Annotated in this window: 16 protein-coding genes; 15 read left to right on the top strand and 1 reads right to left on the bottom strand. The window is 40.9% G+C overall.

Going from position 1 to position 15,454, the window contains the following annotated elements:
* Positions 1-90 precede the first annotated feature (90 nt).
* A complete protein-coding gene (gene bioB / locus DWX65_RS07090) occupies positions 91-1,074 on the bottom strand; it encodes a biotin synthase BioB (protein WP_022244125.1) in 984 nt (327 codons plus the stop codon).
* A 167-nt stretch (positions 1,075-1,241) separates the two neighbouring features.
* Here bioB and DWX65_RS07085 point away from each other — a divergent pair, with 167 nt between their 5' ends.
* The 15 genes from DWX65_RS07085 to DWX65_RS07010 all read left to right on the top strand — a co-directional run bounded on the left by DWX65_RS07085 (position 1,242) and on the right by DWX65_RS07010 (position 15,441).
* A complete protein-coding gene (locus DWX65_RS07085) occupies positions 1,242-2,117 on the top strand; it encodes an MBL fold metallo-hydrolase (RefSeq protein ID WP_242997831.1) in 876 nt (291 codons plus the stop codon).
* Positions 2,118-2,162: 45 nt separating this feature from the next.
* A complete protein-coding gene (locus tag DWX65_RS07075; RefSeq protein ID WP_330414774.1) occupies positions 2,163-2,882 on the top strand; it encodes a hypothetical protein in 720 nt (239 codons plus the stop codon).
* Positions 2,883-3,139: 257 nt separating this feature from the next.
* Positions 3,140-4,003 (top strand): hypothetical protein, encoded by an 864-nt coding sequence (locus DWX65_RS07070; RefSeq protein ID WP_118056696.1) that lies wholly within the window; start codon positions 3,140-3,142, stop codon positions 4,001-4,003.
* A gap of 139 nt (positions 4,004-4,142) precedes the next feature.
* Positions 4,143-4,235 (top strand): ATP-binding cassette domain-containing protein, encoded by a 93-nt coding sequence (locus DWX65_RS07065; protein ID WP_197420783.1) that lies wholly within the window; start codon positions 4,143-4,145, stop codon positions 4,233-4,235.
* Positions 4,225-5,100 (top strand): FtsX-like permease family protein, encoded by an 876-nt coding sequence (locus DWX65_RS07060; protein WP_118173134.1) that lies wholly within the window; start codon positions 4,225-4,227, stop codon positions 5,098-5,100. Before DWX65_RS07065 ends, DWX65_RS07060 begins: the two co-directional genes overlap by 11 nt.
* 23 nt (positions 5,101-5,123) lie before the next feature.
* Positions 5,124-5,555: an ABC transporter permease gene (locus DWX65_RS07055; protein ID WP_118173133.1), complete on the top strand. Its 432-nt coding sequence runs from the start codon at positions 5,124-5,126 to the stop codon at positions 5,553-5,555.
* A gap of 119 nt (positions 5,556-5,674) precedes the next feature.
* On the top strand, positions 5,675-7,162 hold the full coding sequence (locus tag DWX65_RS07050; protein WP_118173158.1) for an AAA family ATPase: 1,488 nt from the start codon (positions 5,675-5,677) through the stop codon (positions 7,160-7,162).
* Positions 7,163-7,186: 24 nt separating this feature from the next.
* Positions 7,187-7,417, top strand: a complete 231-nt coding sequence (locus tag DWX65_RS07045) for a hypothetical protein (protein ID WP_022244117.1) — start codon at positions 7,187-7,189, stop codon at positions 7,415-7,417.
* Positions 7,418-7,450: 33 nt separating this feature from the next.
* The gene (locus tag DWX65_RS07040) at positions 7,451-8,170 is read left to right on the top strand and encodes a DUF4190 domain-containing protein (protein WP_117841951.1); all 720 of its coding nucleotides are present in this window, start codon (positions 7,451-7,453) and stop codon (positions 8,168-8,170) included.
* 36 nt (positions 8,171-8,206) lie between these two features.
* Positions 8,207-9,271: a polysaccharide pyruvyl transferase family protein gene (locus tag DWX65_RS07035; protein WP_117841952.1), complete on the top strand. Its 1,065-nt coding sequence runs from the start codon at positions 8,207-8,209 to the stop codon at positions 9,269-9,271.
* A gap of 204 nt (positions 9,272-9,475) precedes the next feature.
* Positions 9,476-9,757 (top strand): flagellar biosynthesis anti-sigma factor FlgM, encoded by a 282-nt coding sequence (flgM, locus tag DWX65_RS07030; protein WP_117841495.1) that lies wholly within the window; start codon positions 9,476-9,478, stop codon positions 9,755-9,757.
* 16 nt (positions 9,758-9,773) lie between these two features.
* Entirely contained in the window at positions 9,774-10,286 is a 513-nt protein-coding gene (locus tag DWX65_RS07025) for a flagellar protein FlgN (protein WP_022242359.1), read from the top strand.
* Positions 10,287-10,303: 17 nt separating this feature from the next.
* Positions 10,304-12,046, top strand: a complete 1,743-nt coding sequence (gene flgK, locus DWX65_RS07020) for a flagellar hook-associated protein FlgK (RefSeq protein WP_118173132.1) — start codon at positions 10,304-10,306, stop codon at positions 12,044-12,046.
* An 18-nt stretch (positions 12,047-12,064) separates the two neighbouring features.
* Positions 12,065-13,915, top strand: a complete 1,851-nt coding sequence (flgK, locus tag DWX65_RS07015; protein ID WP_117946007.1) for a flagellar hook-associated protein FlgK — start codon at positions 12,065-12,067, stop codon at positions 13,913-13,915.
* 14 nt (positions 13,916-13,929) lie between these two features.
* Positions 13,930-15,441 (top strand): flagellin N-terminal helical domain-containing protein, encoded by a 1,512-nt coding sequence (locus DWX65_RS07010; protein ID WP_117841492.1) that lies wholly within the window; start codon positions 13,930-13,932, stop codon positions 15,439-15,441.
* Positions 15,442-15,454 lie beyond the last annotated feature (13 nt).

Below are 15,454 nucleotides of genomic sequence, written 5' to 3'. Positions count from 1 at the left end.
ATCGTTAGATTTTTTGGTCTAACTTTTAGGGGTCGGTACATTCCGATGGTGACGGCTTCCTTTTTTCTATCAAAGGTCCATAAGAATCTATTATGCTTCTTTCCAGTAATCCGGAGTTACATCCCTGCCTAAATCTTCTAACAATTTCCGGTCACTTCTTATGGTAGCGCAGGCAACAGTAGTCAGCATATTTCCGGTAATGGTTGCAGATGCACCAGCCTGAAAAGCAGTTTCGCCATCGTTGGTAAGCAGTGCACGGCCGGCAGCCAGACGGATATTTGCATCCGGATTGATATAACGGAAGAATGCAATGGTACGCAGAATATCATCTTCACTTAACTGCGGCAGATTTTCTAATGGAGTTCCCGGGATTGGCATTAAAGCATTGATTGGAATAGAATCAATGCCCAGTTCAGCTAAACTTACTGCCATATCCAGACGGTCTTCCCAGGTTTCGCCCATTCCGATAATACCACCGGAGCAGGCGCACATGCCTTCCGCTTTTACTTTCTTTAAAGTTTCAATTTTCATATCGTAGGTATGGGTGGTGCAGATATTTGGAAAATTCCGGCGTGATGTTTCTATATTATGATGATAGCTGGTAACGCCTGCCTCATGAAGGCGGTGCAGTTGTTCTTCGTCTAAAAATCCCATGGAAGCACATAAATCGATTTTGCATTCCCGATGCATGGATTCAAAGGCGTGAATGGCTTTTTCAAACTCCGGACCGGTCAGTGCTTTTCCCGCAGTTACGATAGAAAATCGGTCAACTCCTTCGCTTTCGTTCATTTTGCAGGCTTTGATAATATCTTCTTCCGGCAGGAAGTCATATACTTCACAGTTGGTATGGTTATGTGCAGACTGGGCACAATATTTACAGTCTTCCGGACAGCGTCCGCTTCGTCCGTTTATGATAGAACATAAATCTACTTTATCTCCAATTCTTGCAGCACGGATTTTGTCGGCTCCTTCGCATAATTCCTTTAAATCGCAGGTAAGAAAAAAGGATAAATCATCCTCTCGCGTAATGCGTCGTCCGTCAATAATTTCCTGTGCCAGTGTCAGTGCATCCATGGTTTGTCTCCTTTGTATCTGTGTGAATTTTACAGTTTTTTATGATAAACAAAAATTAACTGAATGTCAACCTGAAATAAGATATGAGTTAACAATACGAGAAACAGGAGAAACTACAATGGATGATAGATGCATGAAGAAAATTGCAGGAAGAAAGCTGCCAGGATATGATTGTAGAAATAGTGGAAATTGGTATAATGAAAAGTAATGAGATAAGAAAAGGGGGATTCAATTTGAAAGCAACTGTATTAGTAGATAATATAGGAACGGAAATTGCAACTGGAGAATGGGGGTTGAGCATTTATATCGAACAGGCAGGAAAAAATATACTGCTTGATACGGGTGCATCAAACCGTTTTCTGGTAAATGCAAAAGCATTGGAAAAGGATATCGGGGCAGTGGATTATGGGGTATTGTCCCATGCCCATTATGACCATGCAAATGGGATGCAGGCATTTTTTGAAGAAAATGAGAATGCGAAATTTTATCTTCAAAAGGGAACCGGTGAAAACTGTTATTTTAAGAAGTGGTTTATTCATAAATATATTGGAATTCCAAAACATATCTTAACCAGACAGAAGGATAGAATTGAATATGTGACCGGAAAGTACAAACTTTATGAAAATGTATATCTGATTCCCCATACGACAAAAGGTCTTGAGACAATCGGAGCCGCCAATAAAATGTATATCAGAGACGGCAGACGTTGGCGACCGGACAATTTTGCCCATGAACAAAGTCTTGTAATAGAGGAAGAGGATGGTCTTATTATTTTTAACAGCTGTTCGCATGGTGGCGCAGACAATATTATAAATGAGGTCAGCAAACTGTTTGAAAAGCCGGCAAAAATGATGATTGGTGGCTTCCACATTTTTCAAAAGGGGGAAACTGAAATTCGGCAGTTGGCAGAAAAAATAAAGGCAACCGGTGTAAAAAAGATTTATACCGGTCACTGTACGGGAGGAAGAGCTTTTCGGATTCTACAGCAGGAGTTAGGCGATATGGTGGAGCAGTTAAAAGTTGGTCTCGTAATAGAAGCATAGATATTTCAAAAGAAATAAAGGAAGTAACAGGAAAGGAATCAACAGATGAAAAAATACAAAATCACAGATATTATTGAGGATGAATTCGGCTGTGAAGGACGGCCGGAGGGGGAAGAACCGATGGTTACGATTCTTCTGGTGGATGATACCGGAAAACCGCGCAGCATCCGTATGGCGGATAAGCTGGCTTATGAAAAGAAACTGGATATCGGAGCGGAAATGGAGCTGCCGGAAGAAGAGATAATGACATTAAACGGAAAAGAATATAAAGTGAAAAAACTGCTTGGAAAGGGGAAAGGCGGCTATTCCTATCTTGTGACGGATGGGGAGAAGGAATATGTCCTGAAACAGATTCACCATGAACCATGCAGTTATTATCAGTTTGGTAATAAGTTAGAGGCTGAAAAAAGGGATTATAAACGGCTTATGGAAATTGGAATTACCATGCCAAAGCTGCTTGATATCGATGAAACACAGGAACGCATTTTAAAGGAATACATTCCGGGAGACACTGTCTATCAGCAGGTGGAAAAGGACGCACTGCCGGAAATCTGCCTGCAACAGGTAAAAGAAATGTGCACAAAGTTATATGCTGCACATACAAATATTGATTATTTCCCTACAAATTTTATCCTGTGGCAAAATGTCCTCTATTATGTGGATTATGAGTGTAATGCCTATATGGAAGAATGGAATTTTGAAAACTGGGGAATCAAGTACTGGTCTAAGACAAAAGAATTCTTAGAATATGAACAGACTCATTAATAAAACTTAAGAGATTCTTAGAAATCTAAAATATTCATAAAAGGATTGCCGGGGACAAAATCTTTGTGATACAATAATCCAAAGCATAAAATACAATCCAGATAGCATTTTCTATTATTCCATTCTGGCAGTCTTAAGCGTTATGACATTTCTGTATCTATCTATGCTTTTTATACCATTTATTAAATAAAAAGCAGGAGAAGTTACAGGAAAAGGAGTATGTAGCAGCTTCCTGCAAATCAAAGGAGGAACTATATATGACAAAGAAAGTACCAGCAGCAAACCGCAATTATAAGGATACGATTTTTCGTATGCTTTTTTCAGACAGGGAGTCACTTCTGTCACTCTATAATGCGGTAAACAAACGGAATTATACCAATCCCGATGACTTGGAAATTGTAACATTGGAAAATGCTATTTATATGGGAATGAAAAATGATCTGGCATTTATTTTAGACATGAATCTCTATCTTTATGAACATCAGTCTACAGTAAATCCCAATATTCCTCTTCGGGACTTGTTTTATATTGCAGCGGAATACCAGAAACTCATCGACCGGAAATCGTTATATTCATCTGCAATTCAAAAGATTCCGACTCCCGGCTTTTTTGTTTTTTATAATGGAATAGAGCCGTTAGAGGACTGTTGCATCAGCCGGCTGTCAGATGCTTTTTTACATACCGGAGCAGAACCGGCATTGGAACTGATTGTGACAACATTAAATATCAATGAAGGACATAATTGCGAATTAATGCAGCATTGCCGAAAATTAAAGGAGTATGCGCAGTATGTAGCGAAAGTCAGAAAGTATGCAGAGCAGCTTCCGTTGGAGGATGCTGTGGAACGAGCGGTTACAGAATGCATCCGGGAGAATATACTTGCTGATTTCCTGAAAAAGAATCGTGCGGAGGTAGTTGCGATGAGTATTTTCGAATATGATAAAGTGGAAGAAGAAAAGAAACTTCGCAAAGCGGAGTTTGAGGCAGGGGTGGAACAAGGTGAAAAGCAGGCATCTGTTAAAGCAGCAACCCGGATGCTCCGGATGGGCAGCTTTTCTTTGGAGCAGATAGCAGAAATTTCAGGATTATCTGTGGATGAAATCAAAGGATTAACAGAATAAATTTTTTTGAAAATTAATAATAATATTTCTCAACAGGATAACCGGAACTTGGTTATCCTTATTTTTGTGCTATAATTCCGATTAGACACGACTAACTTGTACGAAAGAAGGAGAAGCGCTACAATATGCAGTCAATCATGTGAACTTTACCATTAACGAGGGAGAATTTGTGGTGATTTTAGGACAGTCAGGAGCAGGAAAATCGACGGTAGTTAGGTCAGATGATAGATAAAAGCATCGACCGTGATTATTCAGCCATTGTAGACAGAAAATCTATTCCGGGACTGGCGCGGTTAGACAGTGAGTTAGAGCAGCATCAGTCATTTTCCTATCTGTTTGTGATCATTTTTGTGGGAATCGCAATCTTAGTAATTGCAACATCCATGGGAAGAATGGTAGAACAGCAGCGTACCCAGATAGGAACCATGAATGCCCTTGGTTTGAAACGGCATAAAATCATGCTGCATTATATCAGTTTCAGTCTTGTTGTTTCGGTAGTTGGAGTCGTTCTTGGACTGTTGGCAGGAACTTTGTGGGGAAGCCCGGCAGTCATTGGTATGTTTGCAAACTGGTATATCGTGCCGGGTCTGCATTCGGTATTCCATCCGATGTATTTTATCATTGCAGCAGGCATTGTGGCAGTATGCGTACTTGCTTCCTATATCAGCTGCCGGAAACTGCTTCATATTAAGCCGGCAGAGGCATTGCGGCCGGCAGCACCGAAGAAGGGAAAGAAATGCATTTTTGAGAGACTGCCATTCTGGAAAAAACTTTCCTTTACCAGCCAGTACAATATCAGGGATATTTCCAGAGCCAAGTTAAGAAGCTTTATGTGTGTAATTGGAACGGCAGTCGGTATGTTGCTGATGATATATGCAGTCGGCTGTAATGAACTCTTAGGCAGTATGATAGAGATTAACTTTAACCGCGTAACCGTAGGTGAGTACCAGATTAAATTTTCAGAAGATGCCAAGACGGAAGATGTAGACGATATGGCAGAGGAACTGGATGGCGAAGTGGTAATGGTAAATCAGGTAGAAGTGGCAAAGAAGAAAAATGCATCAGCCGTAAGCTGGCAGCCGACCTTGATTATGTAACCGGAGTAAACAGTAAGAGCGAAATGCAGGCAGCCTATGAAAGCAGTATGGAAATCATGAATATGATGGTAGGTATGATGGCAGTGTTTTCCATACTTATGATAGTTGTCGTATTATATAATTCCGGCGTACTTTCCTTTCGTGAAAGAGTAAAAGAATTTGCAACCTTAAAGGTATTGGGACTGCGTTCTTCTAAGATAAGAAGAATTTTAAGCATGCAGAATCTGTGGCTTAGCATCATCGGAATCCTTATTGGAGCACCGCTTGGAAATGTGTCATTAAATGCAATGATAAAAACCAATGGAGAGAATTTCGATTATAATCTGTCACTGGCACCGGTGGATTATATCATAGCCGGTATTCTGGTTATGACAATTTCGATGCTGGTAAGCTTCATGTTCTCGAAACGAATCCGCAAGCTTGATATGGTAGAAATCTTAAAAGGCGTAGAATAACAGCAGATAATAAAACAAAACAGCAAGACCTTTTCTTTTCAGAACCCTTGTGGTATTCTGAGAGAAAAGGTCTTTTTATCAGTTTAAGAGGACAAATGAAAAATACAGGAGAGAGAAAAATGCCAGTTTTTGACTTTAGTAATGCACCGGGCGGGAAAAAGACAGAGTCCATATGCACTTATACAACGTTTCAGTCCAACGAGAAGGAGAAGACAGCGGAGGAGCCGATTCTCGTACTGGACAATAAGAGCCGTCATTGGAAACATCATTCCGGAGGAGTGTTTGCAAACCAGAGCCAGCAGACTGCTTTTGAATTTAAAGAGGAAAGCGAGACTTACAGCGCAGATATTTTAAAAGTAGATGCACGTTTTGTCAGCCTGATTAAATGGCTGGGAGAAAATCATATCAGTGTGCGCCTTTCCGGAGAAAATCGGGAAGACGGGTATGCTGTATACAAGATTCGGGAGACAACCTTTGGTGCAGGAACCAAATTGTCGGCAGAGGATGGATTTTTACAGTTTATGATAGAGAGACTTCTTGCCAGCAGTGCACCGACAGAGGAAATGGACGAGGAAGAAGAGGATGAAAATGGAGATGATATGAAGCTGACCAGCTTACAGAGCATTTCCGATTTTATGACTTGCGCCGGCAGAACCATGCCGGATAATATCCGCCTCTGGGCGAGAAGAAACCTTGCAGTAGCACGCTCCCATGAGGTATCACCGGAGGAACGCCGTCATGCCCAGAGAGCATTGTCTATTATGATGAATATCCAGTGGAAGAGCAATTATTTTGAGGCAATTGATCCGGTAGAAGCAAGAAAGATTCTCGATGAAGAGTTATATGGCATGGAGAAAGTAAAACAGCGTATCATGGAAACCATCATTCAGATTAACAGAACCCATACCCTGCCGGCATATGGACTGCTTCTGGTGGGACCGGCAGGAACCGGAAAATCCCAGATAGCCTATGCGGTAGCAAGAATCTTAAAGCTGCCTTGGACAACACTGGATATGAGTTCCATCAATGACCCGGAGCAGTTGACCGGAAGCTCCCGTATCTATGCCAATGCAAAGCCTGGAATTATCATGGAAGCATTTTCCATGGCAGGAGAATCCAATCTGGTATTTATTATCAATGAGTTAGATAAAGCAGCATCCGGCAAAGGAAACGGAAACCCGGCAGATGTGTTGTTAACCTTGTTAGATAACCTTGGATTTACCGACAACTATATGGAATGTATGGTTCCGACCGTGGGAGTTTATCCGATTGCTACTGCTAACAATAAAGCCGATATCAGTGCACCGATTTTATCCCGTTTTGCAGTAATTGATATCCCGGATTATACCGCAGAAGAAAAGAAGATTATCTTCTCCCGGTTTGCACTGCCGAAGGTATTAAAACGAATCGGTCTGCATCAGGGTGAATGTGTTGTAACAGAGGATGGACTGGATGCAATTGTAGAGCAGTTTAAGCATACGTCCGGCATCCGTGATTTAGAGCAGGCAGCAGAACATTTGGCAGCCAATGCCCTTTATCAGATCGAAGTAGACCATGTGCCATCCGTAACCTTTGATGCTGAAAATGTGAAGAAGCTGTTTGTGTAAAAGTGATTGGTAAGGAGAATAAGGATGAGCGGATATTTAATCAAAGATACAACAAAAGAAGAACGTGAGGCAATTGTTGCAGAATCCTTGGGAAATATTTCTGCAACCTGCGATGGATGCAGTGCCGGAATCGTGGAAATGTATCAGGCATACATTGATGGAGAGAAGGAACTCCGGGAGATTAATATGGAATTCAATGCCCGGTATGTAAGCGGCATGGAAGGACCGGAACGCCGGGGATGCCCGATGGAATAAAGGCGGTTTACATAATATAAAGGAGAAGGAAAAATGAGCAAAGAAAAAACAGAATACAGATTTAGCGTGCATGCGGCACCGGCAGTGATTAACCAGGTGATTCAGAATTATCTGGCAGCCAACCAGTATGTACAGATGCCAAAGCCAAATGCCAATTATTATTTCTTTAATGACCCGTGGATGAAGGGAAAACGTTCTATAGAATATTACATTCATGGAACAGAAGTGATTGTGCTGGCATATATGGGAACTTTTGAGAAACCAAGAGGGCTGGAAGGCTTTGTAGGTGCCATTCCAAAGAAATCTTTCCGGGATGATTTAGAACCGCTGTTTGTAGAACTGCATCGCATTGATATGATGGGTATGGCACCACAGCAGGGAATGCCAATGCAGCAGGGAATGCCAATGCAGCAGGGAGCACCGATGCAGCAGGGCATGCCACCACAGCAGGGGTATATCCCGCCACAGAACAGTGCCAATCAGTTTGTGGAGAAATCCAGAAAGACAAGGGAGAACTGGACGATTGCAGGTTTTGTAATCAGCTTGGTGGGACTGCTGTTATCCTTCTTTGGTATTACATACGGAGCAATTATAATTGTGTTGGAATTCTGGTGTGGATTCCAGGGCTTACAGACGAAGAAAAAAGGACTTGCAATTGCAACCATTGTGCTGGCGGGAATCAGTGTACTGCTTTTAATTCTGTCAATCGTGTATACTGCAAGCCATCCGGTGAGAAGTTACAGATACTATTAAAAGGAAACGTAAAATAAAAGAAGAGAGGTGACGGAGATGAAAATAGCTGTATTACACGGAGCAATTATTAATGCCGGCGATTTTTTGATAAAGAACCGGGCAATTTCATTACTGAAATATTTTTATCCAGACAGTGAAATCGTGGAATATTATCGAAATCAGAGTCTGGAAGAAAAACTTCCAGAAATAAATGCCTGCGATATTTTAGTGTTTGCCGGTGGACCTGGATATTGTAATGGATTTTATCCAAGGATGGCACCAGTTACAGATGATTTAAATAAAATTAAAATCCCAGTTATGCTCCTTGGCATGGGATGGTGGGAACACAATTCAGATGTGGTCAGCCAGTATAGTTATCAATTTGAAGAACCTATGAGGGCACTGTTTCAGAAAGCAATGGAAAAAGGCCTGAAGATGGGATGCAGGGATATTGCAACCGTGAATGTATTGCGCAACAATGGTTACGATAATATAGCGATGACAGGTTGTCCGGCATGGTATGATTTGGAACATATTGGAATTACAAGATATACCGGAAAAGGGCTGACATCCAGTAGAAAAATCTGTATTTCGGATTGCGGAAACATGGCGAATTGGGGTCTGGCAGTAGAATTGACCCAGTTTGTAAGAAGATTCTTTGGAAACTGTGAAATATATTTTGTCTGCCATAGAGGCTTCCCGGATGCAAGGCTTGGAATAGAACCAATTATGAAGGAACTGAATGTGCATTTTATGGATATATCAGGCAGTGATGAAGGATTTAAAGTATATGATGACTGCGATTTGCATATCGGATTTCGTGTACATGCTCATATCTATAACCTTTCCAGAAGAAACCTCTCCATATTACTGGAAGAAGATGCAAGAGGAAGCAGCCTCAATGAAACATTGGGACTGCCTGAGATTAAGACAAAGTATCTTCAGGTAGAAAAAGGAGCATTACAGTACCATATCAATGATAAGATGATTTACCAGGTGGAGGATGCACTTCTTAATCTTGCAGAGAATCATTATTGCAGCATGGAAAATGCATATCGCATGATGAATCAGTATTTTGAAAATATGAAACGTCACATTTTATCCATTAAGGATATTATATAAGAATGAAAATAAAAGAGATAACCCCGGTGTCAGTGATGCCGGGGCTATTTTACGCAAGAAGCTGCTGCAGGCAGGCACTACAGACTGGTAACAGGAGGAAAAAATATTTTCTTAAAATTGCACTAAGTTTTCCAAAGAAACGTCCGATAAATAGATTAGACAGCAGAAATGCGAATCATTTCAAGGAAGAAAGGAGATGCCGTTATGCGTATAGAAGCTTATAACCAGATCGCATCCATATATAAAACAAGTAAGACTGGTAAAGTACAGCAGCCATATGGTGTAAGCACAGGCAGGGATGAAGTGCAGATTTCCCAGTTGGGAAGAGATTACCAGATCGCAAAACAGGCAGTCGCAGAAGCTTCGGATATCAGGGAAGATAAAGTAGCAGAACTGAAAACAAGTGTCCAGTCAGGAAAATATGATGTGGATTCCGGAGATTTTGCAAGTATGTTACTGGCAAAATATAACGAAATGAAGAAGTAAGAAGTGAGGATAAGCCGTGGCTAGTTTGATGGAGGATTTGGCAGATGTACTTCTGCAGGAAGATAAACAATATCAGGAGTTGATTGTTCTTTCAAAAGAGAAGACAGATGTACTGGTTGCCGGAAATGTAAAGAGATTGGAAGAAATTACTGCAATGGAGCAGGAAATGACAGATGTGCTTCATGGATATGAAGTGCGCCGCAGAACTATCTTACAGGATATGGCAGATGTACTGGGTAAATCAAAGGATGATTTTACCATTGAGACCATGATACAGATACTGGAATCACAGCCAAAAGAACAAAGCCGCCTTATTTCACTTCGGGATAAACTTCACAGGACGTTAAAGGAAATGGCACAGCTAAACACACAGAATCAGGCACTGATAAAACAGTCCTTAGAGATGGTGGAGTTTGACCTGACCTTGTTTAAGAGCCTGCGACAGGCACCGGAAACGGCAAATTATAACAAATCTGCATACAATACCGGAGATTTGTTAGGAAGCAGCGCTTTTGACACGAAACAGTAGGCAGGAGGAAAAGTACCATGGCAAATGGAATGGGAAGTTTATATATTGGTTCTTCTGGACTTCGGACAAGCCAGAATGCCTTGAATACGACAGCAAATAACCTTGCGAATGTTGACACAACCGGATATGTGCGCCAGCAGGTCATTCAGGCGGACCGCCATTACAATACATTTGATAAAAATGCAGCAATCAGTAATCAGCAGTCCGGACTTGGTGTAAGTATTGCAGATGTCATTCATTCAAGAGATATATTTTTAGATAAATCATATCGTACAGAGACTGGAAGACAGTCTTTTTATTCCGCATGCTACTCTGCAACCAATGAAATTTATACTTATTTTCAGGAGTTGGAGGGAGAAGCATTCCAGGATAGTATCTCGTCTTTATATACTGCATTTGAAGAGTTCTCCAAAGATCCGTCTGATTCGGTAAACCAGAACCTTGTAATGCAGAAATCGAGTCTGTTTATCAGCCGGGCGAAAGCCGTTTACACAAGCTTACAGAACTATCAGAATAATTTAAATACAAAAATTTCCAAAGATATTGACCGGATTAATGAACTGGGAAAGAAAATCTATGATTTAAACGAAAACATTGTAAAAATCGAGGCTGGTGGAGTCGAGACTGCAATGGAATTAAGGGACCAGCGGGATAACGCACTGGACGAACTGGCAGGTCTGGTTCATATCGACTATGATGAAAAATACGATGGAACTGTATTTGTTTCAATAGAAGGTGTTGATTTCGTAAATCGTGCCCAGGTATATGAGATGGGAAAAAGCGTAGATGATGAGACCGGTTATATTACACCATACTGGCCGCAGATGTCAGATACGAATCGTGGACAGACAGCCGATGTATTTAACTTTAATGTAGATATTTCGTCTGCTTATAACACCGACATCGGAGAATTGAAGGCACTGGTAATGCAGCGTGGAAATTATGTGGCAGATTACCGTGATATAGAAGGAAAATCCCGTCAGGAATATAATGATGATGCAGGAATGTCTGTAATGCTTTCTACAGAAGCAGAATTAGACCAGCTGGTACATAAAATGGTTACAGCAATCAATGATATCTTCTGTCCGAATGTAGAATATGCCGGCACAGATTTAACCGGAACAACAGCAGATGGAAATGCGTTTACCATTACACAGGGAATGAAAGTTTTAGATACAGATAACTGCGCAGTAGGAAGTGATGGAAAGCTTCCACCACAGGAGCTATTTTCCAGGGTAGGAACGGATCGCTATACAGAGGTGAATGTAACGGATGCGGCTGGAAATACCAGGACATACTATGTATACAATGAGGAAAGTGCAACAGATATTTCTAAAATGTATACCTTGTCCAGCCTTAAGGTAAATGATGAAATTATCAGCCAGCCATCTTACATCCCGCATCTGACACAGGATAGTAATAATAAACAGGTAGCGCAGCAGCTTGGTACCGCATTTACAGAGATGTGGAAGAAGAGTGAGATTTCTTTGAATCCGAATGCTACCAGTAAATGTACCTTTATGGAATATTATGCACAGATGATTGGTGAAACAGGAACAGCAGGTTCTGTTTACAATACCATGTCAGAGACACTGAATAACACGGTAAATACCGTTGATAATAAGCGTCAGCAGGTAATCGGAGTTTCTTCTGACGAGGAACTGACCAGTATGATTCAGTTCCAGAATGCTTACAATGCAGCCAGCCGCTTTATGAATGTGGTAAGTGACATGATAGAGACATTAATTAACGGATTGTAATATAGAAGAGGTGGGAATATGCCGTCACAATTTTTTGGATTAAATATAGCAGCATCTGCATTAAATGCATTTCAGGCATCTGTAAATACTGCTGCCAATAACGTATCCAATGTACAGACCAAGGGTTACAGTAAACAGGTAACGAATAAAGAAGCCGGTGAAGGAATGCGTGTCAATGCAAAATACGGAACCACCGGAACCGGAGTAAATGCGGTTTCTGTCACACAGCTCCGGGACAGTTATTATGACACGAAATACTGGAATAATAACGGAAACCTTGGATTGTATCAGAAACGTCTTTACTATATGGAACAGATTCAGACATATTTTACAGATGATGATACGGAAAAGGGTTTTTCCACATTGTTAAAAACCATGTTTAATAATCTGGATACCACACAGCATACGAACTTTGATGAAAATGTAAGAAAGCAGTTTATCGGAAGTGCCCAGAGTCTTGCTACCTATTTTAACGGAGTTGCTACGAACCTTCAGGAATTACAGGGAACCTTAAACAATGAGATTAAGTCTACTGTAGATAATGTAAACTCCATTGCAGAGAAAATTGCATTGATTAATAAGCAGATTAATCAGGTGGAAATCAATGGTGGACATGCCAATGAGCTGAGAGATAAGAGAGCACTTTTGGTGGATGAACTTTCCGCAATTGTTCCGGTTGAAATATCAGAAGTGCCGATTACCAACAGTAACTATCCGGATATGGATCTTGGAATTAATAAATACACCGTGAAAATTAATGGACAGACCATGGTGGACGGATACGATTACCGTACCCTCTCTTATGAAGCGAGAGAGCAGAAGATTAACCAGACTGATATTGATGGATTGTACGACCTGACCTGGTCAGATACCGGAGTAAAATTCAATGCAGCCAGTGCATCCATGGGTGGAAGCTTAAGAGCTTTGTTTGAAATGCGGGATGGAAATAATGCAGAAAACTTTACCGGTAAAATAGGAACAGAAGCCGGAAGTATCCAGAATACTGTGGTAGATGGAAGAACTGTAACACAGATTACCGTAAAGAATCCATCTATGACGGATGTAGAGAAATTATCCATTGCAGAACAGGGAATCATAACAGTATTAAACAATGATTATCTTTATTCCGATTTTACCATGAATGCAGATGGAAGTTATACTTTTACATTAAAGCAGGAGTTAAATGCATCCCAGAGAAGCAAGTTCTTAGGAGAAAGTGTCAGCATTGGAAAGAGTGTGGATGCCATGGGAATCCCGTACTATATGTCCCAGATGAACCAGTTCTTAAGGAGCTTTACCAAAGCATTTAATGATATTGAGCGGGGAGATGCAAATGATCCTGCAGTAGATTTAAATGGAAAAGAAATGGGAAGCTTCTTTGTAGGAAAGAGAGCTTTAGGCGGAGAATATGATTTTACAGATACACAGATATCCTCCGGTTCCAATACCTATTATCAGCTGACAGCATTAAACTTTGCTGTAAATTCAGAGTCCATAACAGACCCGGGAAGATTTGCAGCAGTAACCAGGTCAGAGTACACCGATGGTGTGGATAAATATACATTGCTGGATAGCTTGAAGAAATTAGAGAGTGACACCAAGCTTTACCGTGGAACGGGGGCAGATGCTTTCTTACAGTGTCTGCTTTCGGATATTTCTGTAGATACAGAAGAAGCGGAGCTTTTCAGCAAGAATTATTCCAATATAGAGTCGACTATCGATATGCAGAGACAGTCTGTATCCGGTGTAGATGAAGATGAAGAAGCACTGGACTTAGTAAAATTCCAGAATGCATACAATCTGGCATCCAAGATGGTTTCTGTTATGGCAGAGATGTATGACAGATTAATCTTAGAGACCGGAGTATAAGGAGGTTTGTTAGAATGAGAGTAACCAATAACATGATCATGAGCAATACCAAAATAAATATCAATGGAAATAAGACCAATGTGAATACATTGAATAATCAGATGACATCACAGAAGAAAATCAGCAGGCCATCTGATGACCCGGTTATTGCTATCCGTGCACTTCGGCTGCGCAGCAGTTTAAGCCAGATTAATCAGTATTATAAAAAAAATATTCCGGATGCAGAGGCGTGGTTAGATGTTACCGAAACCTCTCTTACTAACATGAAAAAGCTGCTGACTACCATTCACACCCAGTGTGATGCAGGAGCCAATGGAACACTGACGGAAGAAAACCGTAAGACTATTTTAAAGCAGTTACAGTCCTTAAGTGACCAGATTTATTCTGAAGGTGATGCAGATTATGCAGGAAGAACAGTATTTACCGGTTATAAGACGAATTCAACCTTGACATTTCAGGCAGACAGCAAAGAGACATATAATATCAGCGAGTATTTATCCGCAGATAAAATAGAAGAATATAATTATTCCTATGGAAATGTTAAGACGCCGACAGCTGCAGACGTAGCTGCAAAGACAGCACCGGGTACACCGGAGAATACTACACTGCACAGATTGCGCCTTTCCTATGACAATATTACCGATATTACTGGTGGAAAAATCAGTTACAGTTATACAGACACAGCAACCGGACAGATGACCACGAAAGAGCTGAATGTTACCACTGTTACCACCAGTGATTTAGAAGCGTCTTCTTATGCAATAGCAGATAATGACATCGTATTTAATAAAGACACCGGTGAATTCCTGATGGGAAAAACGCTGGCATCAAATCTGAAATCATTCGGAGCAACGGTTTCTGTAAATTATGATAAGACCGGATTTTCCAAAGGAGAATTACGACCGGAGAATTATTTTGACTGTACCAATAATACAGATGCAGCTAATCCAATCCAATATACTAATTTTGAAAATGGAAAGAGAGTCCGGCAGGATATTGAATATACCATTGCATCGAATCAGACGCTGGTGGTAAATACACAGGCAAGCACAGTGTTCAATTCTGATATCGCAAGAGATTTAGATAATCTTACTTCCATTGTGCAGTCAGCAATTGACGCACATAGTGTAGTGGACAACATTAAGGAAATGAAAGGCTTAAGCCAGTATTCCTCAAAGGACGACCAGGAATATTTGGAAAGCTGTCTGGCTGCTGCCCAGAAACAGGCAGATTATGCAGATCATCAGCTGCAGACAGTGTTTAACAGGGGACTGACAAAATTCGAAGGCTATATGTCAGATGTAAACCTTGCAATCACGGATGTGGGAAGCAAGGGACAGCAGCTTGATATTACAAAGAACCGCATGTCTAATCAGCAGCAGACGGTAGAGGCACTAAAATCAGACAATGAGGATAAGGATTTGTCAGATATTATCATTGACTATACTTCTTCCTATACTGCATATCAGGCATCTTTACAGGCGGCCGCTAAATTAGAAAGACAGACTTTACTGGATTATCTGTAAGAAAGGAGAAACT

Source organism: Roseburia sp. AF20-18LB, assembly GCF_003461185.1.
GTDB lineage: Bacteria > Bacillota > Clostridia > Lachnospirales > Lachnospiraceae > Roseburia_C > Roseburia_C amylophila.
The sequence above is the reverse complement of the archived record's forward strand: the minus strand, read 5'-3'. Positions and strand labels throughout refer to the sequence as shown.

Bases quoted from the DNA above. Each gene is read 5' to 3' on its own strand.
- bioB (WP_022244125.1), bottom strand. From the start codon at position 1,074: ATGGATGCACTGACACTGGCACAGGAAATTATTGACGGACGACGCATT.
- DWX65_RS07085 (WP_242997831.1), top strand. From the start codon at position 1,242: ATGATTGTAGAAATAGTGGAAATTGGTATAATGAAAAGTAATGAGATA.
- DWX65_RS07075 (WP_330414774.1), top strand. From the start codon at position 2,163: ATGAAAAAATACAAAATCACAGATATTATTGAGGATGAATTCGGCTGT.
- DWX65_RS07070 (WP_118056696.1), top strand. From the start codon at position 3,140: ATGACAAAGAAAGTACCAGCAGCAAACCGCAATTATAAGGATACGATT.
- DWX65_RS07060 (WP_118173134.1), top strand. From the start codon at position 4,225: ATGATAGATAAAAGCATCGACCGTGATTATTCAGCCATTGTAGACAGA.
- DWX65_RS07055 (WP_118173133.1), top strand. From the start codon at position 5,124: ATGCAGGCAGCCTATGAAAGCAGTATGGAAATCATGAATATGATGGTA.
- DWX65_RS07050 (WP_118173158.1), top strand. From the start codon at position 5,675: ATGCCAGTTTTTGACTTTAGTAATGCACCGGGCGGGAAAAAGACAGAG.
- DWX65_RS07045 (WP_022244117.1), top strand. From the start codon at position 7,187: ATGAGCGGATATTTAATCAAAGATACAACAAAAGAAGAACGTGAGGCA.
- DWX65_RS07040 (WP_117841951.1), top strand. From the start codon at position 7,451: ATGAGCAAAGAAAAAACAGAATACAGATTTAGCGTGCATGCGGCACCG.
- DWX65_RS07035 (WP_117841952.1), top strand. From the start codon at position 8,207: ATGAAAATAGCTGTATTACACGGAGCAATTATTAATGCCGGCGATTTT.
- flgM (WP_117841495.1), top strand. From the start codon at position 9,476: ATGCGTATAGAAGCTTATAACCAGATCGCATCCATATATAAAACAAGT.
- flgK (WP_118173132.1), top strand. From the start codon at position 10,304: ATGGCAAATGGAATGGGAAGTTTATATATTGGTTCTTCTGGACTTCGG.
- flgK (WP_117946007.1), top strand. From the start codon at position 12,065: ATGCCGTCACAATTTTTTGGATTAAATATAGCAGCATCTGCATTAAAT.
- DWX65_RS07010 (WP_117841492.1), top strand. From the start codon at position 13,930: ATGAGAGTAACCAATAACATGATCATGAGCAATACCAAAATAAATATC.